Here is a 24,514-nt window from a genome sequence, read left to right on the forward strand (position 1 = left end):
CAGTGTTTTTTCAGAAAAAGTCTTGATCCTCTGGTTCAGCCATGTAGTATCGGTTGATTAACCCTCTGATTTAATATTTGATCTCCATCACATGTCGCTGCCACCAACCGCCAATATTTTTACCGTTAGCCGCCTGAATACCACGGTGCGCCAACTGCTGGAAAATGAAATGGGCCTGGTCTGGCTCAGCGCGGAGATCTCCAACTTCACGCAACCGGCTTCCGGCCACTGGTACTTCACGCTGAAGGATGATGGCGCGCAGGTACGCTGTGCCATGTTCCGCAACAGCAACCGTCGCGTCGCGTTTCGTCCGCAGCATGGTCAGCAGGTTTTGGTGCGTGCCAGCATCACCCTGTACGAACCGCGCGGCGACTATCAGCTGATTATCGAAAGTATGCATCCGGCGGGCGAAGGCCTGCTGCAACAGCAGTTTGAGCAGCTGAAAACACGGCTGGCGGCGGAAGGCCTGTTTGACGCGCAATTCAAGCAGCCGTTGCCGGACCCGGCGCGTCAGGTTGGTGTAATCACCTCAGCCACCGGTGCCGCGCTGCACGACGTGCTGCGCGTGCTCCATCGTCGCGACCCTTCGCTGCCGGTGGTGATCTATCCCACGGCGGTACAGGGCGTGGATGCCCCGGCGGCGATTGTGCGCGCCATCGAGCTGGCAAACCAGCGTGACGAATGCGACGTGCTGATTGTCGGCCGTGGCGGCGGTTCGTTAGAGGATTTGTGGAGCTTCAACGATGAGCGCGTGGCGCGCGCCATTTTTGCCAGCCGCCTGCCGATTGTCAGCGCCGTGGGGCATGAAACCGATGTCACCATCGCCGATTTTGTTGCCGACCTGCGTGCGCCCACCCCCTCCGCCGCCGCTGAACTGGTCAGCCGGAATCAGCTGGAGCTGCTGCGGCGTTTGCAGTCTCAGCAGCAACGGCTGGAAATGGCGATGGATTACTATCTGGCGCAGCAGCAACGCGTTTTCACCCGTATTCAGCACCGCCTGCAACAGCAGCACCCACAGCTGCGTCTGGCGCGTCAGCAGACCGCTCTGCTGCAATTACAGCGTCGGCTGGGTGATGCACTGGATCAGCGGATGCGCGCCGCCAGTCGCCAGCAGGAGCGTCTGGTGCAGCGTTTAAACGCACAGCAGCCACAGCAACGCATTCTGCGTGCGCAGCAGCAGCTGGAACGCTGGAACTATCGCCTGCAACAAGGCATGGAAAAGCAGCTCAATCAGCATCGTCAACGTTTTGGCACCCTGGCGGCCCAGCTGGAGGGCGTCAGCCCGCTGGCGACCCTGGCACGCGGCTTTAGCGTGACTACCGATACCACCGGCCATGTGGTGAAGAAAATGGCGCAGCTGAGCAAAGGCGATGTGCTGCGTACCCGGCTGGATGATGGCTGGGTGGAGAGTGAGGTCACGGCGCTCAAGCCGCAAAAAACCGCCGCCCGCAAGACGCGCACATAATCACCCCGGCCTGGCCGGCATCAATGCCGACCCTATGTTTATCGGGTCGGGTGCGAATTCATTCTCAACGCAATCGAACTATACTTTTTGGCACAGTCATTATTCGCCAGGGAGTCTGGTATGTCTTTTAACGTGATCCCTCCTTACATCCTGCGCAATATCATCGCCAACGGTTCTGGCCCGCAGCAGGACTATGCCCGTCGTACCCTCACCCACGTTCAGCACCTGATGGCTGAACATAACCACAGCGCGCCACCCGCGACCACCTCAACCCCAGGCCAGGTGGTGCGCGCCATTTACGATGCCGAACATACGCAAAATCTGCCGGGAACGCTGATCCGCACGGAAGGCCAGCCCGACAATGGTGACGTGGCCGCCGAAGAAGCCTGGAACTACCTCGGCATCACCTACGATTTTTACTGGCAGGTCTACAAACGCAATTCGCTGGATAACAAAGGACTGAAGCTGGACGGCAGCGTGCACTATGGCCAGGAGTACCAGAACGCCTTCTGGAACGGTCAGCAGATGGTGTTTGGCGACGGCGATGGCGAGATTTTCAATCGCTTTACTATCGCCATTGATGTCGTGGCGCATGAGCTAACCCACGGCGTGACGGAGAGCGAAGCCGGGCTGGTTTACTTCGCCCAATCCGGGGCGCTGAATGAGTCGATATCCGATGTATTTGGTTCGCTGGTGAAGCAATTTAACCGCCAGCAGACCGCAGATCAGGCTGACTGGATTATCGGCGAAGGCTTGCTGGCTGCCGGGATCAAGGGCAAAGGATTGCGATCGATGTCCGCCCCTGGCACCGCCTACGACGATCCGATGCTCGGCAAAGATCCACAGCCTGCCGATATGGCACATTACATCGATACCCGCGACGATAACGGCGGCGTGCATCTCAACTCCGGCATTCCCAACCGGGCGTTTTACCTCGCTGCCAAAGCGCTGGGCGGCTTTGCCTGGGAGCTGGCGGGTCAGGCATGGTATGACACGCTGTGTGACAAGACGCTGCCGCAGGATGCCGATTTCAGCACCTTTGCCCGCTTTACCGTGCAGCACGCCAGCAAACGCTTTAACCGTTCGGTGGCGGATGCGATCGCGTCCGCGTGGCAGCAGGTAGGTGTGACGTGAACATCCCCGAACTGACCGATGACGCGATTATCGAACTGGCGCGCGAAGGCGGTCTGGCATTTATTCCCCGGCTGCAAACGCAACGGCGTTTCACGCTGGCGCAGTTGCCTGCACCGCAGAAGCAGCGGGTGTGTGAAGTGCTGGAACAGGCGATGCCGTTGGGGGAACCGGAAGATCAGGCGCCGAATATCGGTCGAGGCGATCAACGCTATTTTCGCATTCAAATCAGCTATGCCACCCACCATGAGGCCGGGACGATCGTCATCCTGATCCCCGAGCAGGTGGCCCCACCCGCGCTGGAAGCCCTGTGGCGTGACGGCGAACAGGCATAAAAAAAGGACCGGCGATGTCGGTCCTTTTTTCGTTTAACCGGCCAGCAGGCACTGGCCGTTGTTGTGATCGTTACGGCAGCGCGTACGCAATCACATAATCACCACGATCCGGAGACTGACGCGCACCGCCTGCGGAGATCAGGATGTACTGTTTGCCAGTTTTCGGAGAAACGTAGCTGATTGGGCCACCCTGGCTACCCACTGGCAGACGGGCTTTCCATACTTCTTTACCGCTTGAGCTGTCGAACGCACGCAGGTAGTAATCCTGAGTACCGGCGAAGAACACCAGGCCGCCCTGCGTCGCCAAAGAACCACCCAGCGTCGGCATACCAATTGGCATCTGCGCGTGCATCTTAATACCGAACGGACCGGTATCCTGCACTGTACCTACCGGCACCTGCCAGACAATCTTACGGGTCTTCATATCAATCGCGGACATGGTACCGAACGGCGGAGCCTGGCACGGAATACCCAGCGGTGACATAAAGCGGTTTTTGTTTACTGCGTACGGCGTGCCTTTCAGCGGTACCGCACCCATACCGGTGTTGACCGATTCGCCACCGTTGCTGGCTGCCGCTTTGGTGGTGTCCTGCGGAACCATCTGCACCCACAGGCCCAGACGCATATCGTTGACGAACATGTACTGGTTGTTCGGGTCAAACGAGATGCTGCCCCAGTTCATACCACCCAGTGAACCTGGGAAGCTGAGGGAGACATCGGTATCCGGCACGGTGAACAGGCCGTTGTAACGCATTGATTTGAAGCTGATACGACATACCAGCTGGTCAAACGGCGTCGCGCCCCACATGTCAGACTCTTTCAGGGTCTGGTTGCCGATATTCGGCATTTCAACCGAGTGCGGCTGGGTCAGGGTGTACTGCTCGTTCGGGATGTGGCCCTGCGGCATCGGCTGCTCTTCAACCTTAGTCAAAGGCTTGCCGGTCAGGCGATCCAGCACCCAAATCATGCCGGTTTTAGCACCGATGACGACCGCCGGTTTGGTGGTGCCATCCTTCATCGGGAAGTCTACCAGGCTCGGCTGCATCGGCAGGTCGAAGTCCCACAGATCGTTATGCACGGTCTGATAAACCCACTTCTCTTTACCGGTGGTGGCATCCAGCGCCAGTACGGCTGCGCCGTATTTGTGATCCAGACGGGTACGGTTCGCACCCCACAGGTCAACAGACGGGCTACCCATCGGCAGGAACACGGTGTTCATTGCCGGATCGTAGGACATCGGCGCCCAGGAGTTCGGGGTACTACGGGTGTAGTCTTTGCCCGGCATCAGTACCGCATTCGGGTCCACGCTGCCTGGGTCAAACGCCCAGCGCATCTGGCCAGTGATAACGTCGAAACCACGCAGCACGCCGCCAGGCATGTCGGTCTGTACGTTATCCGCAACACGACCACCCACCACGACGGTGGTGCCCGCCATCGCCGGTGCCGACGTCAGCTGATACTGCGGGTCCGGCGCTTTGCCGAGGCCTGCTTTCAGATCAACTTCGCCGTGGTTGCCGAAGTTGTCGCAAAGTTCACCGTTGTCGGCGTTGATAGCAATCAGACGCGCATCGATGGTGTTCATCAGGAGACGACGCTGACAGGTGTCACCAGCGGCCAGCGTTACCGGTGTTACCGGCGTGGAGCCAGGCTGAGACGGCTGAGTCAGCGGTTTGGTTGCGTCAAAATACGCCAGACCACGGCAGCGGTTCCACACCTGAGACTGGGCGTTGATTTCACGTTTCCAGATCTGCTTGCCGGTATCCGCCGCAACGGCGATCACGTTGTTATGCGGTGTACACAGGTAGAGAGTGTTGCCAACCTGCAGCGGGGTTTCCTGATCTTCCGCACCGTTGCCGCCAGGGCTGATCGGAATGTCGCCGGTGTGGAACGTCCAGGCCACTTTCAGGTCTTTAACGTTATCACGGGTGATCTGATCCAGTGCTACGAAGCGGTTACCGCCTGGGGTGTTGCCGTAGTTGTCCCAGTCTTTCTGCTGCTTCGCTTTATCCACCGGAATCAGCGGCAGCTCTTTACCTTCAAAGGCCACGGTCGGGTGCGGCTGGAACATCTGAACAAACGCCGCCACCATACCCACGGCAATCACCGCAGAGAGCGCATAAGAGACTTTAGCCAGTGAGCTTTTGCCTTCTGCCTTACGCAGTGCTGGCCAGGTCAGGAAGGCCAGCAGCATCAGACCGGCAGGCACCATCAGACGCGAAATCAGGGGCCAGAAATCCCAGCCTGCATCAGCCAGCGCCCAAATCAGCGTACCGACGAATACCAGGATAAACAGCGTGACGGCTGAGGATTTACGACGGAAGAATTGGATCGCTGACAGCAACATCACGATACCGGCGATGAGGAAGTACCAGCTGCCGCCAAGGGAGACCAGCTTACCGCCGCCGATCGCGAAGAACAGGCCAACGGCCAACAGGACCAGTCCGAACAATACAGACCAGATGCTCAACCCTTTGCAGGGGCGAGCGGAATTTTCTGCCATAACACAAACTCTCCTGAAAAAATAAAGCGTTGGTGCCGGGCATTGGGTGTCGCCCAGTCACAGATATCCTGCTGCGCCTGTAGCAGGAATCGTTTCGTTTACGTCTTTATTTTAGAACTATTGGTACGGGTGCAATGCCCGTGTTGCAGTGCCTGTGAGGAAGGACACAGCGAAACGCTGCCAGACTCACCACAAGGCGGCAGAATTGTACCACCTGGTACGTTAAGAAGTGAATATGCATAACGCAGGAGTTACTGGCTAATAGCATTTTTGCTACAAATCCAGTCGTAACTTATTAAAAATTATGAAAGCGGAAATGGGTTTTTTGGGGTGACTGGCGTAGCGGCCGTGTGGAACCGCCGCAGCGCGGGTGCTGTGGTTCGCCTATGACGGGAAGATGCAGGGCTATGACTGCACGTTTTTATCGCGCAAGGTCAGCGAAGGAGATCAAAACCGCGCGATAAATCGCGTCGCTACAAGGGGGACGCGTTTGCCACATCCGGTATAAACTCCACACGCTTTTTCGAAATCAGGCCATCGCCCTGCTGACAGAAATAATCCACCACACCGCAGGCTTTCAGCACCTGTAACGGCTGGTGACAGGTCGGGCATAAGGCAATTTGCGCGTAATGGCTGCCGCAGTTTGGGCAGTCGAAGCCGTCAGCGTTGTGAGTGAGTGGTTGCTGACAGGACGGACATTCGGCGTTCATGATTTCTCCTGCGCCACCGGGTCGATGGCAAAAAAAATGAGGGCCGCAATGGCCCTCATCCTGTTAACGCTTGTTCTTTTTCAGATGCGAAATCAGACGTTTACGTTTACGCTGCTGCGTCGGTGTCAGCAGGTTACGTTTACCCGCAAACGGGTTATCGCCTTCTTTAAACTGAATACGAATCGGCGTACCCATCACGTTCAGCGAACGGCGGAAGTAGTTCATCAGATAACGTTTGTATGAATCCGGCAGATCCTTCACCTGATTACCGTGGATCACCACAATCGGCGGGTTGTAACCACCGGCGTGCGCATATTTCAGCTTCACGCGACGACCACGTACCAACGGTGGCTGATGATCTTCGGCCGCCATATTCATGATGCGCGTCAGCATCGAGGTGTTCACACGTTTGGTGGAACAGTCGTAGGCTTCCGTCACCGATTCAAACAGGTTGCCTACACCGCTGCCGTGCAGCGCGGAGATGAAGTGCACACGCGCGAAGTCGATAAAGCCGAGACGGAAATCCAGCGTCTCTTTCACTTCATCTTTGATCTCCTGCGTCAGTCCATCCCACTTGTTGACCACGATCACCAGCGAACGACCGCTATTGAGGATAAAGCCTAACAGCGACAGATCCTGGTCGGAGATACCGGCACGGGCATCAATCACCAGCATCACCACGTTAGCGTCTTCAATCGCCTGCAACGTTTTGATCACCGAGAATTTCTCCACGGTGTCGGTGATTTTGCCACGCTTACGTACCCCGGCGGTGTCGATCAGAATATATTCACGATCGTCGCGCTCCATCGGGATGTAGATGCTGTCACGCGTGGTGCCAGGCATGTCGTACACCACCACGCGGTCTTCACCGAGGATACGGTTAGTGAGCGTTGACTTACCAACGTTAGGACGTCCAACAATCGCCAGTTTGATCGGCAGGCCGGTTGGATCGAACTCCTCTTCTTCCTCGCCTTCCAGCGCTTCGCCGTTTTCTTCAGCCGCTAACGCCGCCCAGTAGGCTTCGTTTTCGTCTTCCTCGGTGACTTCCTGCGGGTCGATCTCTTCCATCCACGGCAGCAGCGCGGTTTCCAGCAGGGTCGTTACCCCACGGCCGTGCGACGCAGCAATGGCATGGATCTCACCCAGACCGAGCGAGTAGAAGTCCAGCACCGCCGCTTCCGGATCGAGACCGTCGGTTTTATTCGCCACCAGGAAAGTCGCTTTTTGACGCGAACGCAGGTGATTGGCGATCTGCTGATCGGCTGGCATCACGCCCGCACGGGCATCCACCATGAACAGCACCACATCCGCTTCTTCAATCGCCAGCAGCGACTGCTCCGCCATGCGGTTTTCCACACCTTCTTCGGTGCCATCAATACCGCCGGTATCGATAACAATAAATTCGCGCCCTTCCACTTCGGCGCGACCATATTTGCGATCGCGAGTCAGTCCAGGAAAATCCGCTACCAGCGCATCACGAGTGCGCGTTAAACGGTTAAACAGCGTAGATTTTCCCACATTGGGACGCCCAACCAGCGCGACCACAGGTACCATAACACTTGCCTCAGTTTTTAAAATTGAATCGCCCGAATGGCGTGATTATAACGACATTTGCCGGAAGGCGTCAGGCTGAAGGCGCTAAGGATACCATGCCTGACTAAAAACGAAACGGCCCCTGACGAATCAGGAGCCGTTGCAGCAACGGGCTTCGCAGCCCGTAAAGCTGAACCATTAACGCGTAATGGCGTAAACCTCACCGCCTTTCGCCTGGATCAGCAGCTTGTCGCCCGCGACGACCGGTTCGGTCTGGAAGCCGGAGCTGTCAAGTTTCTGCTGTGCCACAAAGCGGCCATCCAGCGTGTTGATCCAGTGAACATAGCCTTCGCTATCGCCGACGACCAGGTAGCCATCGAACAGCACCGGCGAAGTCAGGTTGCGATGCAGCAACTCGCTTTGACGCCAGATAGCAACACCGCCGTCAGCATTCAGCGCATCAACGCGGTCATCCTGATCGACCAGATAAATACGACCGCCATCGACGATCAGATTTTTCACGCCGCCAATTTCGCGTTTCCACAGAATCTGACCAGAACGCAGTTCCAGAGCGGTCAGGTTGCCGTTGTAGGCCAGCGCGTAAACCACACCATTCACCACCACCGGCGTGGTATCGACGTCATTCAGACGATCGATCTCCGTTGCACCGCTCGGCTGCGAAATACGCTGCTGCCAGATGATCTGGCCCTGGTTCATGATCACCGCGCTGACGCGACCATTGTCGCCGCCGACGATCGCGCCGCCAAAGGCAACGGTCGGGGCCGATTCACCGCGCAGGGACAGCGCCGGCATATCGAGGTTGACGCTCCATTTAGACGCGCCGCTGTTCTGATCCAGACCCTGCAACATGCCGTTGCTGGTGTGAATCAGTACCAGGCCATCGCTCACCACCGGACGCGACAACGCTTCACCGGCCACTTTGGTCTGCCAGGCGATGCTGCCATCGCTGGTGTTCAGCGCATAAACCTGACCACGCTCGCTGCCGATAAAGATGCGGTCGCCGTTAACGGTGACGCCGCCAGACAGCAGTGCGGAGATGTTTTTCGAGAAGAAGCCGGTCTTCTCAGAGAGGTCCACTTTCCATTTTTCTTTACCGTTGCTGGCATCCAGGGCTTTTACCACGCCAAAACGGTCAGCCGCATAGACGACGCCGTCCTGCCAGGCCGGATGCAGATTCGAGTAGAAGTCACCTACGCCATCACCCACGGATGTGCTCCACGCGGTCTGCGGCGTAAACTGGTTTTCTACCTTCGGCAGCGGGGCCATTTTCACTACATCTTCTTCGCCGCTGAACAGCGAGCAACCGCTGAGCAGAGTGACTGAAATCAGCCCTGGCAGCAGGTATTTACGTAATTCCATGTGCGCTCTCTTGACTGGCTTAACTTAAGTTATTCATCTTCATCTGCAGCATTTGCTTCAGTGCCGGGGAGGCTTGCGACTCCGCACCTTTGCTCCAGGCATCACGCGCGCCCTGCTTGTCGCCTTTGCTCAGCAGTGCTTCACCACGAATGTCCGCTACGATAGCTGTCCAGCCATCACCCTTAACATTGTTGAGGGTAGAAAGTGCGGCATCGGCCTGATTTTGTTGCAGTTGAATGCGTGCCAGACGCAGGTTAATCACCGCCTGCAGGTTGGCATCTTTGGTGTCTTTCAGCCCGCTTTGCAGCAGAGCGATAGCTTTATCCAGCTGATTGGTATCAACGTACTGTTTCGCCAGATCCAGTGACGCCAGCGCACCATAGGTGTTGTTGTTTTCACCGGCAAAACTGGCCACGGCTTCCAGCGTCTGCGGCTTATCGGCCTGCATCGCACTGGTCAGCTGCTGATACTGCGCTGAGGCAGCTTTGTCAGCACCGGTTTCATGGCTGGCCCACCAGCGCCAACCGCCCAGTGCCGCGATACCGATGACAACGCCTACCGCCAGTGCTTTGCCATTGTTGGCAATAAAGCGGCGCAGCGCATCAACCTGTTCGTTTTCGTTGCTGTAAACTTCCACGCAATCCCTCTCTTTAAAATGGCTGTTGCGATGTCACGCTTACTGCAACAGCGTGCGCAACGTCGCGGCGGCTTCACTCTGGGCCAGCGTCTGCTGATCACCGGTACGCAGGTCTTTAATCACCACCTGACCGGTTTTCACTTCATCTTCGCCCAGCACCAGCGCAATGCGCGCGCCCCACTTGTCTGCACGGGCAAACTGCTTCTTGAAGTTGCCGCCGCCGAAGTTGGTCATCAGCTTCAGTTGCGGTTCAGCATCACGCAGTTTTTCCGCCAGCTGCATCGCGGCGGACTGAACGCCCTGCCCCGAAGCGATAACATAGACATCAACAATGCGCGTCGGTTCAAATTCCGGATTGACGGCCTGCACCAGCAGCACCAGACGCTCCATACCCATCGCAAAACCGACCGCCGGGGTTGCACGTCCACCCAGCTGTTCAACCAGACCATCGTAACGACCACCGCCGCAGACGGTGCCCTGTGAGCCGAGTGCGCTGGTCACCCACTCAAACACGGTACGGTTGTAGTAATCGAGGCCACGCACCAGACGCTGATTGATGCGGTACTTAATGCCCGCGTCGTCCAGCAGGGCACACAAGCCGCTGAAGTGCGCACGCGAGTCTTCATCGAGGAAGTCGCCGAGGGTGGGGGCATCATTCAGCAGCTGCTGCACATCGGCATTTTTGCTATCCAGCACGCGCAACGGATTGGTGTACATGCGGCGTTTACAATCTTCGTCCAGCACCTCTTTATGCTGTTCAAGGAAGGCAACCAGCGCATCGCGGTAGTTCGCACGCGCTTCCAGCGAACCGATAGAGTTGAGTTCCAGCTGGACGTGATCGGCGATGCCCAGCGCTTTCCACCAGCGCGCGGTCATCATGATCAGCTCAGCGTCAACGTCCGGTCCCTGCAAGCCAAAGACTTCGGCGCCCATCTGGTGGAACTGGCGATAACGACCTTTCTGCGGACGCTCGTAACGGAACATCGGTCCCATGTACCACAGACGCTGCTCCTGGTTGTAGAGCAGACCATGTTCGATACCGGCGCGCACGCAGCCCGCAGTGCCTTCCGGACGCAGCGTCAGGCTTTCGCCATTGCGATCCTCGAAGGTGTACATCTCTTTTTCAACCACGTCGGTGACTTCACCAATCGCGCGGCTGAACAGCGGGGTCTGCTCAACGATCGGCAGGCGGATTTCACTGTAACCATAGCTGGCCAGCACCTGCTTGAGCGTGCCTTCGATACGTTGCCAGATCGCGGTATCCGCAGGCAGGTAATCGTTCATCCCGCGAATCGCTTGAATATTCTTCGCCACGTTAGAATCTCTTAAGACAAAAAAACCTGTCCGGCATCATACCTTATGAGGATGAAACCGCACAGGTTCAATCACAAACTGGCGCGCATCGACGGCGCGCCTTCCCTTATTTTTCCAGCTGCTGCACGTTGATGCGGCGGCTTTCATCCAGCATTGAGGCTTTGGCGCGAATACGCGCTTCCAGCTGGTCGATCATGTCATGGTTATCGAGACGATCGCGCTGACGCACGCCATCTTCGTAGAAACCGCTTTTCTTGTTGCCGCCGGTGACGCCCAGCGTCGAGACCGTGGCTTCGCCCGGTCCGTTCACCACACAACCAATGATGGAGATATCCATCGGCGTGATGATGTCTTCCAGACGTTCTTCCAGCGCGTTCACCGTGCCGATTACGTCAAACTCCTGACGTGAGCAGGTCGGGCAGGCGATAAAGTTGATGCCGCGCGAACGAATGCGCAGGGATTTGAGGATGTCGTAACCGACTTTAACCTCTTCAACCGGGTCAGCCGCCAGCGAAATACGCAGCGTATCGCCGATCCCTTCTGACAGCAGCAAACCCAAACCAATGGCGGATTTCACTGCGCCCGCGCGAGCGCCGCCCGCTTCGGTGATACCGAGATGCAGCGGCTGATCGATGGCTTTCGCCAGCAGACGATAGGATTCAACGGCAAGGAACACGTCAGAGGCTTTGACGCTGACTTTGAACTGATCAAAGTTGAGACGATCGAGGTGATCCACATGGCGCATGGCCGATTCCAGCAGCGCCTGCGGCGTTGGCTCGCCATACTTTTCCTGCAGATCTTTTTCCAGCGAACCGGCGTTAACGCCGATGCGGATCGGGATATTGTATTCGCGCGCGCAATCCACCACCTGGCGGATACGTTCGTTATTGCCGATGTTGCCGGGGTTAATACGCAGGCAATCAACGCCATACTCAGCGACTTTCAGCGCAATACGGTAGTCAAAGTGAATATCCGCGACCAGCGGCACATTGACGCGTTGCTTAATCAGTTTAAAGGCTTCTGCCGCATCCATGGTCGGCACCGACACGCGGACGATATCGACACCCACGCGCTCCAGCGCTTTGATCTGATTGACCGTAGCTTCAACATCCGTGGTGCGGGTGTTGGTCATAGACTGAACGGCAATAGGCGCACCGTCGCCGACTGGCACCTTGCCGACGTAAATCCGCGTTGATTTGCGACGGATAATGGGTGCTTCGTTATGCATATTCTCTCTCCACAATTACCCGAAAAGCGAGACGCGCGTTATTGCGCGCCCACCGTCAGACGAGCAACCTGGTTATTACGGATAAAACGACTTAAATCAACGGGCTGATTCTGATATTGCACCTCTACAGCGGATGGCGCACCAATTTTCAGATGATACGGAGCCTTACCAGACAGGCTGAGCTTACCACCGCTACGTTGCAATCCGCTGAACAGCTTTTTGCCGGAAGCATCGGTCACTTCCAGCCAGCAGTCGGCTTTAAAGTTCATCACCAGCGCATTAGCATCGCTGGCCGCCTGGCTCACGCCTGCGCTACCGGTAGGCAGCTGGCCAGCAACGCTGTTGGCCGGCGCTGGCGAGGTCGGCGCCGGCGGCGCGGTATCAACCGGAGCCTGGCTCGGAGCGACCACGGCGTTGTTGTCGCTGCTCTGCGCCGCTGGTGCGCTGCCGTTTGCCGCAGGGGCATTGCTGGCAGCGGCCGGGGCGCTGGTATCATTGTTCGGCGTGGCTACCGCACCGGCGCCGTTATCAATCGGCGTACCGGCGGCGCTGTCGGCAGCAGCGGAATTATCGCTGCCGCTGTTGTCGCCCAGCGGAATTGACTGGCTGTTGTCACCATTATTGCTGCCGTTCTGGTCAGCCATGGAGACCAGGTCTTCCTGAGAGGCTTTATGGTTCTGCCACCACCAGGCACCGGTCAGACCGATCACGACAAAAATCACCAGCCAGGTGAAGATCATCAACCAGCCATCGCGTTTCTTGCGGCGTTTACCCAACGAGAAGCTCTGCATCGGCTCGATTTTAGCCGCGCGTACCGGTGCCTGCTTCGCCATCATCGGCAGCAGATCGTCTTCCGGCACATGCACCAGTCGTGCATAGGATCGAATGTAACCGCGCAGGAAAGTTGAGGCTAAATCAGCAGGCGACTTGTCCTCTTCAATATCGCGTACGGTCGAAAGTTTCAGGCACAGGCGTTCAGCGACGTTTTGCTGGGTCAGCCCCATCTGCTCACGGGCCAGACGCAGGCGTTCACCTGTGGAATGTACTGCAGATTTCTCTTGAGTGGCTTCAGTATTCATTAGCTAAATAACGCTGGTACTGTATCGATTGTGGAAAACTTCGCGCCAACCGGTCGCCATAACGTGTAACGTCAGCAGCGTTTCCCTGTTGCGCGGCGAAACGTATCTGTAACCATAAACTGTCTGCGCTGGCAGGCAGCCGGTGGTAATAAACCGCTAAGAGCAACGAAACCTTGCTCCAGGCTTGCTGGTCAAATTGCCTTTCCGCTTCCTCAAGCAGTTGCTTACCCTGCTCCGGGGCGTTATCGAGCGCGTTGATCAATTGCGTGCGCGCGGCGGCATAATCTTCAGCTTGCAGGTAACAATAGCCCGAAAACAGCAATGCATCCTGACGGGCATCGGGTTCCTGCGCATCAACCGCCAGCTTAAACTGTTGATGCGCTTCGCCATACTGCCTTAAACCGCAAAGAAACGCACCGTAATTGTTAGCGACGTAACCGTTGGCCGGAGCCAGTTGCTGCGCGCGCTGGTAGTACCAACGCGTTTGCGCAATATTCTGTTGCGCCTGGGCCACGCGTGCAAGCGCCAGCGGGACACGATAATCCTTCGGTGCAGCCTGTTGTGCCCGCAGCAAATTACGCTGCGCGGACGGAAAATCTTTCGCCGCCAGATAGTGTAATCCCAGTTGCAGACGAATATCTGCCGCCCCCTGGCGCGCTGGCTGACTGACACAACCGGTTACAACAAAGCCAGCCAGCACTACTCCGGGTAATCCTTTACGCATCGTCTCTTCTCCCTGAATCCTTCAGGCGGCAGAGACTGACACGAGTCACGCCCGGTGAACATCACCAGGCGCTGGCTTTCAGAGCGCCTTCACAGAGATCGGCTCACCCGCCATTTTTTTACGCATGGTACGTTTGGTACGATCAATAACATCACCGGCCAGCTGACCACAGGCGGCGTCGATATCATCACCACGCGTTTTACGTACGATGGTGGTAAAACCATACTCCATCAGCACTTTAGAGAAGCGATCGACACGGCTGTTGGAGCTGCGGCCATAAGGCGCGCCCGGGAAGGGGTTCCACGGAATCAGGTTGATTTTGCACGGCGTGTCTTTAAGCAACTCGGCCAGCTGATGCGCGTCATCGGTGCTGTCATTGACGTGGTCCAGCAGCACGTACTCAATGGTAACGCGCCCCTGGTTCGCGTTCGACTTCGACAGGTAGCGTTTCACCGCCCCGAGGAAGGTTTCGATATTGTATTTCTTGTTGATCGGCACGATGTCATCGCGCAGCTTGTCATTCGGCGCATGAAGCGAGATCGCCAATGCGACGTCAATCATATCGCCCAGCTTGTCGAGCGCCGGAACGACGCCCGACGTTGACAGCGTGACGCGACGTTTTGACAGACCAAAGCCGAAGTCATCCAGCATGATCTCCATCGCCGGGACGACGTTGTTCAGGTTAAGCAGCGGCTCGCCCATGCCCATCATCACCACGTTGGTGATCGGACGCTGGCCGGTGACTTTAGCAGCGCCGATGATTTTGGCGGCGCGCCATACCTGGCCGATAATTTCAGAGACGCGCAGGTTGCGGTTAAAGCCCTGCTGCGCCGTCGAACAGAATTTGCATTCCAGTGCACACCCCACCTGGGACGAGACGCACAGCGTGGCGCGGTCATCTTCCGGGATATACACGGTCTCCACCAGTTGATCGCCAACGCGAATCGCCCACTTGATGGTGCCATCGCTGGAGCGTTTCTCTTCCGCCACTTCCGGCGCGCGAATTTCAGCTAACTGCATCAGCTTGCCGCGCAGCACTTTGTTGATATCGGTCATCTGCTCGAAATCATCGCAGCAGTAGTGATACATCCACTTCATCACCTGATCGGCGCGAAACGGCTTTTCACCAAGCGAAAGAAAGAATTCACGCATCTGCTGACGGTTCAGATCCAGCAGGTTAATTTTTTCGTTTTTCGGGGAGACAACCACGGGGGAAGCGGACGACGGCGTCACAATCTGTTCGGACATAATGTTCTCTGGCCTCGTTGTTACACGTTATGGCTCTGGTTAAGAATAGGAAAAAAACAGCGCCCTCGCTGAGCGAGGCTCAACAAGGGCGCATAATTGTACTACATCTGCGGCATGATGCCAGGGGGAACCCTTTTACACCCGGTGAAAAGGTGTAAATGTTCCGCCAACGTTCACCTTAGCGGGTGCGCGGGCAGACTTCGTTCTCAGCGAAGAAGTACGCGATTTCACGGGCAGCAGATTCGGCAGAGTCTGAACCGTGAGTGGCGTTTTCGGTGAAGCTGTCAGCGTAGTCAGCACGCAGAGTACCAGCCAGTGCGTTATCCGGGTTGGTTGCACCCATCAGGTCACGGTGACGCTGAACGGCGTTTTCGCCTTCCAGCACAGAAACCACAACCGGACCAGAGGTCATGAATTCAACCAGACCATCGAAGAACGGACGACCTTTGTGCTCCGCGTAAAAGCCTTCAGCCTGCTCTTTGGTCAGGTGCAGCATTTTTGCGCCAACGATTTTGAAGCCCGCGCTTTCAAAACGGTTGTAGATAGCACCAATCACGTTCTTAGCGACGGCGTTTGGTTTAACGATTGAGAAAGTACGTTCGATTGCCATGTTGACCTCTATTTAGCATCCTGAAGAAACCGGGAACCGGCCCGGTAAGAAAACGCGCCGATTATAGGGACATCGTCGGGCGTTGCCTATTGGCGATCGTAGGAATTATTGAAAATAATTGATTTCTGTCGGGGCAGACACGCAAAAAATATGCAATAGCCCACGCAACACCGTAACTTTCTCCTTAGTTGCCCTTGAGATGGCTTGCACATTCCCGGACACTGAGTTTTTCCCGATGATGAGAAGAGGTTGCTATGACAGCTCCCCTGTTTGTGTCCGCTGACTGGTTAAAAGAACATTGCACCGAGGAAACCTTGCAGGTGCTGGATGCCCGTATGCTCCCCCCCGGCCAGGAAGCCGTGCGTGATATCCAGGCGGAGTATCTGGCGGGCCATCTGCCCGACGCCCCTTTCTTTAATATCGAAGCGCTGTCCGATCACACCAGCCCTTACCCGCATATGATGCCGCGCGCCGAAGCCTTTGCCGTGGCGATGCGTGAGTTGGGCGTCAGCAAAGATAAACATCTGGTGGTGTATGACGAAGGCAACCTGTTCTCCGCGCCGCGCGCCTGGTGGATGCTGCGTGCCTTTGGTTGTACCCGTGTTTCGATTCTGGCGGATGGCCTGGCGGGCTGGAAAGCCGCCGGTTATGCGCTGGCGACCGGGCCGGTCAGTCTGCCGGAAGGGGAGTTCGAAGCGGAGTATGACAGCGCGCAGGTCAGACGCCTGACCGATGTGCTGCTGATCAGCCATGAAGGCGGCGAGCAGATTGTCGATGCCCGCGCGGCCAACCGTTTTAATGCCGAGGTGGATGAACCCCGTCCAGGCTTGCTGCGTGGGCATATCCCCAACAGCCTCAACGTGCCGTGGAACAATCTGGTGGTGAATGGTGCCCTGAAACCCGAGGCGGAACTGCGTGCGGAGTTTGATAAAGCGGGCCTGAAACTGGACCAGCCGATCATTGCCAGCTGTGGGTCCGGTGTAACGGCGGTGGTGGTGATTCTGGCACTGACCGCGCTCGGGGTGCGCAATGTCACGCTGTACGATGGCTCCTGGGGCGAATGGGGCAGCCGCGACGATTTGCCGATCGAAAAATAAGGGTATCGACCAGGTCGCCATAAATGGCGACCCTACAGTTTTTCAGGGTCAGATAATGCGCTGGCTGCCTTTGAAGTCACGCAGGAAACTGCCCCAGCGACGTTCGTAAAACGGCGTGATGTGGGCGGTGAAGAAATGGCTGACGCCATGCTCGCCGCTCACCACTTCACAAAGATCAATCGGCGCATCCTCGGTGAGCGTATCGGTCGCCACGCTACCCGCCGCCTGAATAATCTCTTCAATATCGCTATCCGCCTCGATGCCAATCAGCAGATTCGGCTCTTCGTCAGCCTGCTCGCGAATGCTGGCAACATAGGCGCGACGCACCTGTTTGTATTTAGCAAACAGCTGGGTCAGTGAATCGATCATCTGCGCGGGCGGTTCAGCCACTTTAGACAGCAGCAACGCATGGCCGCCCTCCAGCACCGTTTGCTGGCTGAGCGCACTGCCCTCTTCTCCCAGCAGATGCGCAATCTCACCGGGTGAAAACTCTTTCCCAGCCGGTAATTTCGGGTTGAGAAACAGCGTTTCCCCCAGCGTCATTTCAAACAGCGTACGCACCGGCAAACGCAGGTAAGGCTGTTCATCCTTGATCGCTTCGCTCATCGCCTGTTCAGAGGTGAAAAACGGGATGACGCTGCCGCCCTCCTCCTTTTCCCAATGCAGCAGATCGACAGGCGTGGTGGCATCAAACTGTTGCGCGCTGCTCTCGCCCGGTACCCAGACATCCGCTTCCAGCAACAGTTGAAAAAACTCCGGACGGTGCGCAGGCTCAGTGGCGGCCAGCTTCAGCACCTCTTCAAGACGGTTACTCATGATTGGTTTTTCCAAAAAAAAAGACGGCAGGTTTGCGCCTGCCGTCTGCGGGATTATTTCAGTAACAGATTTGCGATGGTGCGCACACCAAGGCCGGTTGCGCCTGCGGACCACTGATCCACCGCGCTTTTACGGTAGGTTGCCGAGCAGTCGATATGCAGCCAGCCCTGCTGGTACTTGCTGACGAAATGCGACAGGAACGCTGCTGCGCTGCTGGCGCCCGCTGCGTGTGCCGGGCTGGCGATGTTATTCAGATCGGCAAAATTCGACGGCAGATGGCTGCGGTGGAACTCCGCCAGCGGCAAACGCCAGAAGGCTTCGTTTTCACCGGCCGCGCTGCCCAGCAGCGATTGCGCCAGCACGTCGTCAAAGGTAAACAGCGCATGGTAATCGTTGCCGAGTGCGGTTTTTGCCGCGCCGGTCAGCGTTGCCGCATCAATCAGCAGCTCAGGATTCTGCTCGCTGGCATCGATCAGGCCATCCGCCAGCACCAGACGCCCTTCCGCATCGGTGTTCATCACTTCAACGGTTTTACCGTTGCGGTAGCGAATGATATCGCCGAGACGGAATGCATTGCCGCTGACCATGTTGTCGGCACAGCACAGATACAGCTTCACGCGCTTATTCAGACCGCGGGAAATCGCCAGCGCCAGCGCGCCGGTCAGCGTGGCCGCGCCACCCATATCGGACTTCATGGAATCCATAAAGCTGCTCTGCTTCAGGCTGTAACCGCCGGTATCAAAGGTGATGCCTTTGCCGACCAGACAGGCATAAACCGGGGTGGTATCCGTGCCGCCAGGATTGTAATCCAGCGCCAGCAGCACCGGGGCGCGGCTCGAACCACGGCCCACGGTATGAATGCCGAGGTAGCCCTGCTCGCGCAGATCGTCACCTTTGGTGATGCGATAGCTCACCGCATCGCCGCCAACGTCAGCGATCAAATCGATCGCGCTGTGCGCCAGCTGTTCCGGGCTAAGATCTTCCGCCGGTAAGTTGATGGTATCGCGCACCCAGTCAACGATCTTCAGACGGCGATCGAACTCGTTTTGCTCGCTGTCGCTGAGGGCGGGCCAGTCAACCTGACGCTGCCCTTTCGGGCCGCGATAGCCCTGCCAGAATGCCCAGCATTTCTCCAGATCCCAGCCTTCGCCGCTTAAGGCAACGTGGCGAATGCCCTGACCATCAAGTTTGCGCGCGGCGCGCTGAATGCTCATCAGCGTATCCGCGCCGGTGAGGTGAACGGTCATGCCACTGTCATTGCTGCTCAGCAACGCTTTTTCACCCCAGCGCGCATCGGCGGCCTGAGAGCTGAGCGTAATTGTCATCGGTTGTGTTGTCATCGCGTGGCTCCGTATGCATGAGTTATCACATTCCGCCACACCGGCGGAATGGTACTGTTTAACAAAGATTTAGCGTGGATTTGCCGCAGGCATCAGCGCCCGCAAACGGGTTACCGCTTTGTTGACCAGCTCGATGGCGAAATCAATTTCCTCGTCGGTGGTGAAGCGTCCGAGCGAAAAACGCAGCGAGCTGTGTGCCAGCTCCGGTTCAACGCCCATGGCGCGCAGCACATACGAGGGTTCGATACTGGCCGAGGTACAGGCTGAACCGGACGACAGCGCCAGATCTTTCAGCGCCATAATCAGCGATTCACCTTCAACGTGGGCAAAACTGATATTGAGGATATTCGGCGCGCCCTGGGTCAGCGAGCCGTTGAGCTTCACATCGCTCAGCGCGCTGATGCCCTGCCACAGACGCTGACGCAGCGCGGCAAGGCGCGCCATTTCGCTGCTCATCTCTTCACGCGCGATGCGATAGGCTTCGCCCATGCCGACAATCTGGTGCACGGGCAAGGTCCCGGAACGCATACCGCGTTCGTGGCCGCCGCCGTGCATTTGCGCGTCAATCTGCAAACGCGGTTTGCGCCGCACCCACAAAGCGCCAATGCCTTTCGGGCCGTAGATTTTGTGCGCCGAGAAGGACATCAGATCCACCGGTAAGGTGCTGACATCCAGCGGCAATTTGCCGACGCTCTGCGTGGCATCAACGTGGAACAGAATGTCGCGTGCACGGCACAAGGCACCGAGAGCGGCAATATCCTGCACCACGCCGGTTTCATTGTTGACGTGCATCAGCGAGACCAGCACGGTGTCATCGCGCAATGCCGCCTGCAACATCTCCGGCGTGACGATGCCATCATGACCGGGTTGCAAATAAGTGACGTCAAAGCCTTCGCGCTCCAGCTGCTGGCAGCTATCGAGCACCGCTTTGTGTTCGGTCTGGCTGGTGATGATGTGTTTGCCGCGCGCCTGATGTGACTGGGCCGCGCCTTTGATGGCTAAGTTATCGGCTTCGGTTGCGCCAGAGGTAAAGACGATTTCACGCGGATCGGCGTTGACCAGTTCGGCAACCTGATTACGTGCCACGTCAACGGCTTCTTCAGCCTGCCAGCCAAAACGGTGAGAACGGGAAGCGGGGTTACCGAAAGTGCCATCCAGGGTGAGAAACTGCATCATTCTGGCGGCGACACGCGGATCCGCTGGCGTGGTGGCCGCGTAATCCAGGTAGATCGGTAATTTCATTGCGCTAAAGCTCCGTATAAAAAATCATACGTCTTTATAGCATGATTCGGCCTCGCCTGCGTTAACAGGAAAGGCCGAAGGAGAGCGGATCAGGCACGCAGGTTAACGTTGATGGTTTCCTGCACGCGGTGGTTCTGGAAGCGACGATTATCGATGGCATTTTGACGGTCGGCCACATCAAGAATCTCCTGATTGTTGACCAGTTCCGCCAGGGTGATGTTGTTGAGGAATTCGCTGATGCGTTCGCTCAGATCACGCCACAGGACGTGAGTCAGGCAACGCTCGCCGCCCTGGCAGCCTTCTTTGCCCTGGCATTTGGTGGCATCAACGGATTCGTCAACCGCGGTGATAACCGCGCCCACAGCAATCGCGCCAGAGTCTTTACCTAACAGATAACCGCCGCCCGGACCACGAACGCTGGCAACCAGACCGTGCTTACGCAGACGCGAGAATAACTGCTCCAGATAGGAGAGCGAAATGCCCTGACGCTCAGAAATGTCAGCCAGCGGTACCGGCCCCTCATGCGAATGCAGGGCAACGTCCAGCATAGCGGTAACGGCATAACGTCCTTTGGATGTCAGTCTCATAGCATACAACCTCGTAAGCGTCCGTCGGGTATCGGCGGGTATCTGATTAATGAGCGCTAGTCTGACATTCCTGAGTAAATCGGTCAACTATTTAACCGACTAATTTACTCAACTATTTAACTGAGTGTTTTACTCAACTATCACCCTCACTACCTTTGCGCTTTTCGAACGACGCCAGCATTCCGCGCAGGATATTCAGCTCATCGCGTTCCGGGCGCGCACGGGTATAGAGGCGGCGCAGCTTGCTCATCACCTGCCCCGGATTGCCTTCACGGATAAAGCCGCTGTTAAGCATCATCTGTTCCATATGCAGATAGAAACGCTCCAGATCGTCCACCAGCGGATAGGGAGACTCTTCGAACTGCGGCTGCGGTGTGGCTTTTTGCTGGGCATCCAGCCACGCCATACGCACTTCATAAGCGATGATCTGAACTGCCATCGCCAGGTTGAGCGAGCTGTATTCCGGGTTCGCCTGGATCGCGACGTGATAGTGGCACTTTTGCAGTTCTTCGTTGGTCAGGCCAACGCGCTCGCGACCAAATACCAGCGCCACCGGCGCCTGCTGGCCCTCTTCCACGCTTTTGATGCCGCATTCGCGCGAATCCAGCATCGGCCACGGCAGCGAGCGTGAACGCGCACTGGTACCGACCACCAGACTGCACCCGGCAATCGCCTCATCCATCGTGTCGACAATCTGCGCGTTGCCAATGACATCGCTGGCACCCGCTGCCAGCGAAATCGCCTGGGAATCCGGCTTCACCAGCGGATTGACCAGATAAAGGTTGCTTAAACCCATGGTTTTCATAGCACGGGCCACGGAGCCCATGTTGCCGGTGTGGGAGGTTTCCACCAGTACAATTCGGATATTTTGCAGCATAATAGAAGAAGGTAAGAAAATGATGGTGCGATCCTAACATAAAACAGGACATTTACCGAATGCGCTGCTATACTCCGCGCCGTTTTCCCTGTTCTTTAACATCCAGCGAGAGATACCGATGCATCCGATGCTCAACATCGCCGTGCGCGCTGCGCGCAAGGCCGGAAATTTAATTGCAAAAAATTATGAAACCCCGGACGCTGTCGAAGCCAGCCAGAAAGGCAGCAACGATTTCGTCACCAATGTTGACCGCGACGCAGAACGTCTGATTGTCGAAGTGATTCGCAAGTCCTACCCGCAACACACCATCATCACCGAAGAAAGCGGTGAACTGGCGGGTGACGATCAGGACATTCAATGGGTAATCGATCCGCTGGATGGCACCACCAACTTTATCAAACGTCTTCCCCACTTCTCCGTATCTATCGCTGTGCGCATTAAAGGCCGCACCGAAGTTGCTGTGGTTTACGATCCAATGCGCAACGAACTGTTCACCGCTGTCCGCGGCCAGGGCACGCAGCTGAACGGCTACCGCCTGCGCGGCAGCACGGCTCGCGATCTGGATGGCACCATTCTGGCGACCGGCTTCCCGTTCAAACTGAAACAGCACGCCCAGACCTACATCAACGTGGTTGGCAAGCTGTTCACCCAATGCGCCGACTTCCGTCGCACCGGTTCTGCTGCGCTCGACCTGGCTTATGTGGCTGCGGGTCGCGTTGATGGCTACTTCGAAATCGGCCTGAAGCCGTGGGATTTCGCCGCCGGTGAACTGCTGGTGCGCGAAGCGGGCGGTCTGGTCACCGACTTTACTGGCGGCCATGGTTACATGACCTCCGGCAATATCGTCGCCGGTAACCCGCGCGTAGTTAAAGCGCTGCTGTCTAACATGCGCGACGAACTGAGCGAAGCGCTGAAGCGTTAATCGCATGGGGTGCGCATTCCTGCGCACCCTACCGCTGCCAGTTATGGCGACCTAAAACGGTCGTAATCCGCTGCTCATCATCGGCTGAGCGCTCTGCCACAGCACCACGCCCGCCACCACTAAAATCACGCTGCCCAGCAACGCCAGCAATGGCATCATGACTTTCGCGCCCTGCGCGGCCGGACTGGCACTGCCAAGTTTCTCCGCCAGTTTGCGTGAACGCTGCACCAGCAGGCCCATCGCCGACACCGTCACCGCCGTGCCCATCGCCATCGCCACCGCCGAGGCCACTCCCCAGAGATAAACGTCAATCACCCTGGCAAACAACAACATCATAATGGCGCCGGAACAGGGTCGCAGTCCCATCGAGAACACCACCAGCGCCTGCGTTTTACCACTGACCGCCCGCTCCATCTGCGCTGCACTCGGCAGATGCGCATGGCCGCAACCGCAGTTTTCATCATGCTGATGATGCGGCCGGATGGCGTGAATCTGCATAGCGCGCGCAGGTTGCAGCGCAGCCAGCAACGACCGCAGCGCTCGCCAGCCAACCCAGACACCCAGCGCCATCACCAGCAGATAACTGCCCTTCTCCAGCCAGTAACTGCCCAGATGCATCTGGCGTGATGAGGTTTGCAACACCACCAGCATCAGGGTGACCAGCCCGATCGCCACGCCCCCCTGCAACAGCGCCGCCAGCAGCGTCAGCTTCATACTGGTTTTCAGACGCGCCGGATGGGTGGCAAGAAAGGTGCTGATCACCACTTTGCCGTGCCCTGGGCCGAGCGCATGCAGCACGCCATAAGCGAGGCTGAACAACATCAGCGTCACCCCAGCCTGATGCGGCTGCTCAGCCACCTGTTGCAGCAACTGCGTCATCTCGCGATTCAGCACCTTTTGCCAGAGCACGCTTTGCAGCAAAATCTGCGGCCAGTACATCCACAGCAAACCGCCAGCCAGCAACAGCAGCAGCGCCAGCAGCCACAGCGGCCACAAACCACGGGAACGGGAGGGGAACGAAATCAATGACATGTCAGGGTTACCGTCTGAGCAAACTGCTGCCCGAGGTCCATATCCTCCGGCGGCGCATCGGCTTTATCGAGTGACAGCGCATATTGTTTCAGCGAGTCGTCCGGCTTCGGCGTATGTAAATCCAGCTGACAGCGCGTTTTCAGCGCGTCCGGCATGGTGAGCGCCTGGGGATTATCGTAATACATATCAACGAAATAGCTTGGGTCGAAGGTAAGAATGCGGTACTGGCTGGCGCTCAGGGACTGCGGCTCACCGAAGGGAAGAATAAATTCCAGCACCGCCTTGTTGCCATTGCGCGACAGCTGGTATTCCTTCGGCAGATTAAGGAATTTGACCCGATTTTTCCCCTGCCACACCTCGGTAAAATAGTGTTGCCCCAGCACATTCGCCATCACCTGCGCCGCGAGCTTTTTCCATACCACGCTGCCCGGCTCCGCTTTACCCGCGTCATACAACAGGTCGGCGGAGGTAATTTCATCCATGGTCCATACCATTTTTAATCCGGTCAGCTGGTCGTTATCGGTGATCAACTGCGTTTTCATATCAATAAAGCTATGCGGGTGTGACCAGGCCACCGCGCTGAATAGCAGCGTCAGGGTAAAAAGCGTGATTTTCATAATGTTATAAAGTAACAATTAAAAGGTGCAGATTCCAGTGGTCCAGAAAAACTGTGACCCGCTTTAAAGCTCTGAGTAAAAGTCACGACA

General features: G+C 57.1%; 23 protein-coding genes. 5 read left to right on the forward strand and 18 right to left on the reverse strand.

Annotation, left to right across the window (positions count from 1 at the left end; translation table 11 throughout):
- Positions 1–91 precede the first annotated feature (91 nt).
- The 3 genes from xseA to AC6I8V_RS14950 all read left to right on the forward strand — a co-directional run bounded on the left by xseA (position 92) and on the right by AC6I8V_RS14950 (position 2,931).
- Complete coding sequence (gene xseA, locus AC6I8V_RS14940; protein WP_497843030.1) at positions 92–1,465, forward strand: exodeoxyribonuclease VII large subunit; 1,374 nt, start codon at positions 92–94, stop codon at positions 1,463–1,465.
- A 120-nt stretch (positions 1,466–1,585) separates the two neighbouring features.
- Entirely contained in the window at positions 1,586–2,599 is a 1,014-nt protein-coding gene (locus AC6I8V_RS14945) for a M4 family metallopeptidase (RefSeq protein WP_497843031.1), read from the forward strand.
- A complete protein-coding gene (locus AC6I8V_RS14950; RefSeq protein ID WP_497843032.1) occupies positions 2,596–2,931 on the forward strand; it encodes a protealysin inhibitor emfourin in 336 nt (111 codons plus the stop codon). The genes AC6I8V_RS14945 and AC6I8V_RS14950 overlap by 4 nt, the downstream gene beginning before the upstream one ends.
- Before the next feature lie 70 nt (positions 2,932–3,001).
- On the opposite strand, the gene AC6I8V_RS14955 is transcribed toward AC6I8V_RS14950, so the two are convergent.
- The 11 genes from AC6I8V_RS14955 to ndk all read right to left on the reverse strand — a co-directional run bounded on the left by AC6I8V_RS14955 (position 3,002) and on the right by ndk (position 15,894).
- Positions 3,002–5,431, reverse strand: a complete 2,430-nt coding sequence (locus tag AC6I8V_RS14955) for a glucose/quinate/shikimate family membrane-bound PQQ-dependent dehydrogenase (protein WP_497843033.1) — start codon at positions 5,429–5,431, stop codon at positions 3,002–3,004.
- 473 nt (positions 5,432–5,904) lie between these two features.
- Entirely contained in the window at positions 5,905–6,141 is a 237-nt protein-coding gene (locus AC6I8V_RS14960) for a zinc ribbon domain-containing protein (RefSeq protein WP_497843034.1), read from the reverse strand.
- Positions 6,142–6,204: 63 nt separating this feature from the next.
- Positions 6,205–7,695, reverse strand: coding sequence for a ribosome biogenesis GTPase Der (gene der, locus AC6I8V_RS14965; RefSeq protein ID WP_497843035.1), 1,491 nt, complete (start codon positions 7,693–7,695; stop codon positions 6,205–6,207).
- 177 nt (positions 7,696–7,872) lie between these two features.
- Positions 7,873–9,054 carry an outer membrane protein assembly factor BamB gene (gene bamB / locus AC6I8V_RS14970; RefSeq protein ID WP_497843036.1) on the reverse strand — a complete coding sequence of 394 codons (1,182 nt, stop codon included), beginning with the start codon at positions 9,052–9,054 and terminating at the stop codon, positions 7,873–7,875.
- A 19-nt stretch (positions 9,055–9,073) separates the two neighbouring features.
- Positions 9,074–9,691 (reverse strand): YfgM family protein, encoded by a 618-nt coding sequence (locus tag AC6I8V_RS14975; RefSeq protein ID WP_497843037.1) that lies wholly within the window; start codon positions 9,689–9,691, stop codon positions 9,074–9,076.
- 39 nt (positions 9,692–9,730) lie between these two features.
- Positions 9,731–11,005, reverse strand: a complete 1,275-nt coding sequence (gene hisS / locus AC6I8V_RS14980; RefSeq protein WP_497843038.1) for a histidine--tRNA ligase — start codon at positions 11,003–11,005, stop codon at positions 9,731–9,733.
- Between the two features lie 106 nt (positions 11,006–11,111).
- Entirely contained in the window at positions 11,112–12,233 is a 1,122-nt protein-coding gene (gene ispG / locus AC6I8V_RS14985) for a flavodoxin-dependent (E)-4-hydroxy-3-methylbut-2-enyl-diphosphate synthase (protein WP_497843039.1), read from the reverse strand.
- Between the two features lie 38 nt (positions 12,234–12,271).
- Positions 12,272–13,312 carry a cytoskeleton protein RodZ gene (rodZ, locus tag AC6I8V_RS14990; protein WP_497843040.1) on the reverse strand — a complete coding sequence of 347 codons (1,041 nt, stop codon included), beginning with the start codon at positions 13,310–13,312 and terminating at the stop codon, positions 12,272–12,274.
- Positions 13,302–14,036 carry a type IV pilus biogenesis/stability protein PilW gene (pilW, locus tag AC6I8V_RS14995; RefSeq protein ID WP_497843041.1) on the reverse strand — a complete coding sequence of 245 codons (735 nt, stop codon included), beginning with the start codon at positions 14,034–14,036 and terminating at the stop codon, positions 13,302–13,304. Before pilW ends, rodZ begins: the two co-directional genes overlap by 11 nt.
- 78 nt (positions 14,037–14,114) lie before the next feature.
- A complete protein-coding gene (gene rlmN / locus AC6I8V_RS15000; protein ID WP_497843042.1) occupies positions 14,115–15,284 on the reverse strand; it encodes a dual-specificity RNA methyltransferase RlmN in 1,170 nt (389 codons plus the stop codon).
- A 178-nt stretch (positions 15,285–15,462) separates the two neighbouring features.
- Complete coding sequence (gene ndk, locus AC6I8V_RS15005) at positions 15,463–15,894, reverse strand: nucleoside-diphosphate kinase (protein ID WP_007884899.1); 432 nt, start codon at positions 15,892–15,894, stop codon at positions 15,463–15,465.
- 254 nt (positions 15,895–16,148) lie between these two features.
- On the opposite strand from ndk, the gene sseA reads away from it, so the two are divergent.
- Positions 16,149–16,991 carry a 3-mercaptopyruvate sulfurtransferase gene (gene sseA / locus AC6I8V_RS15010; RefSeq protein ID WP_497843043.1) on the forward strand — a complete coding sequence of 281 codons (843 nt, stop codon included), beginning with the start codon at positions 16,149–16,151 and terminating at the stop codon, positions 16,989–16,991.
- A gap of 48 nt (positions 16,992–17,039) precedes the next feature.
- On the opposite strand, the gene sseB is transcribed toward sseA, so the two are convergent.
- The 5 genes from sseB to trmJ form a co-directional block, all read right to left on the reverse strand.
- Positions 17,040–17,807, reverse strand: a complete 768-nt coding sequence (gene sseB / locus AC6I8V_RS15015) for an enhanced serine sensitivity protein SseB (protein ID WP_497843044.1) — start codon at positions 17,805–17,807, stop codon at positions 17,040–17,042.
- Between the two features lie 53 nt (positions 17,808–17,860).
- Positions 17,861–19,147: an aminopeptidase PepB gene (pepB, locus tag AC6I8V_RS15020; protein WP_497843045.1), complete on the reverse strand. Its 1,287-nt coding sequence runs from the start codon at positions 19,145–19,147 to the stop codon at positions 17,861–17,863.
- Positions 19,148–19,216: 69 nt separating this feature from the next.
- Complete coding sequence (locus tag AC6I8V_RS15025; RefSeq protein ID WP_497843046.1) at positions 19,217–20,389, reverse strand: IscS subfamily cysteine desulfurase; 1,173 nt, start codon at positions 20,387–20,389, stop codon at positions 19,217–19,219.
- An 89-nt stretch (positions 20,390–20,478) separates the two neighbouring features.
- The gene (gene iscR, locus AC6I8V_RS15030) at positions 20,479–20,976 is read right to left on the reverse strand and encodes a Fe-S cluster assembly transcriptional regulator IscR (protein WP_497843047.1); all 498 of its coding nucleotides are present in this window, start codon (positions 20,974–20,976) and stop codon (positions 20,479–20,481) included.
- A 133-nt stretch (positions 20,977–21,109) separates the two neighbouring features.
- Positions 21,110–21,853 carry a tRNA (cytosine(32)/uridine(32)-2'-O)-methyltransferase TrmJ gene (gene trmJ / locus AC6I8V_RS15035; protein ID WP_497843048.1) on the reverse strand — a complete coding sequence of 248 codons (744 nt, stop codon included), beginning with the start codon at positions 21,851–21,853 and terminating at the stop codon, positions 21,110–21,112.
- Positions 21,854–21,971: 118 nt separating this feature from the next.
- Here trmJ and suhB point away from each other — a divergent pair, with 118 nt between their 5' ends.
- Positions 21,972–22,775: an inositol-1-monophosphatase gene (gene suhB / locus AC6I8V_RS15040; protein WP_497843049.1), complete on the forward strand. Its 804-nt coding sequence runs from the start codon at positions 21,972–21,974 to the stop codon at positions 22,773–22,775.
- A 51-nt stretch (positions 22,776–22,826) separates the two neighbouring features.
- Here the strand turns inward: suhB and AC6I8V_RS15045 are convergent, their stop codons facing one another.
- Together AC6I8V_RS15045 and AC6I8V_RS15050 are read right to left on the reverse strand one after the other, a co-directional pair.
- Positions 22,827–23,807, reverse strand: coding sequence for a nickel/cobalt transporter (locus tag AC6I8V_RS15045; protein ID WP_497843050.1), 981 nt, complete (start codon positions 23,805–23,807; stop codon positions 22,827–22,829).
- On the reverse strand, positions 23,798–24,424 hold the full coding sequence (locus AC6I8V_RS15050; protein WP_497843051.1) for a DUF1007 family protein: 627 nt from the start codon (positions 24,422–24,424) through the stop codon (positions 23,798–23,800). Before AC6I8V_RS15050 ends, AC6I8V_RS15045 begins: the two co-directional genes overlap by 10 nt.
- Positions 24,425–24,514: the final 90 nt, after the last annotated feature.

This window comes from Pantoea sp. X-Soil-TKNS-1207 (assembly GCF_059730485.1).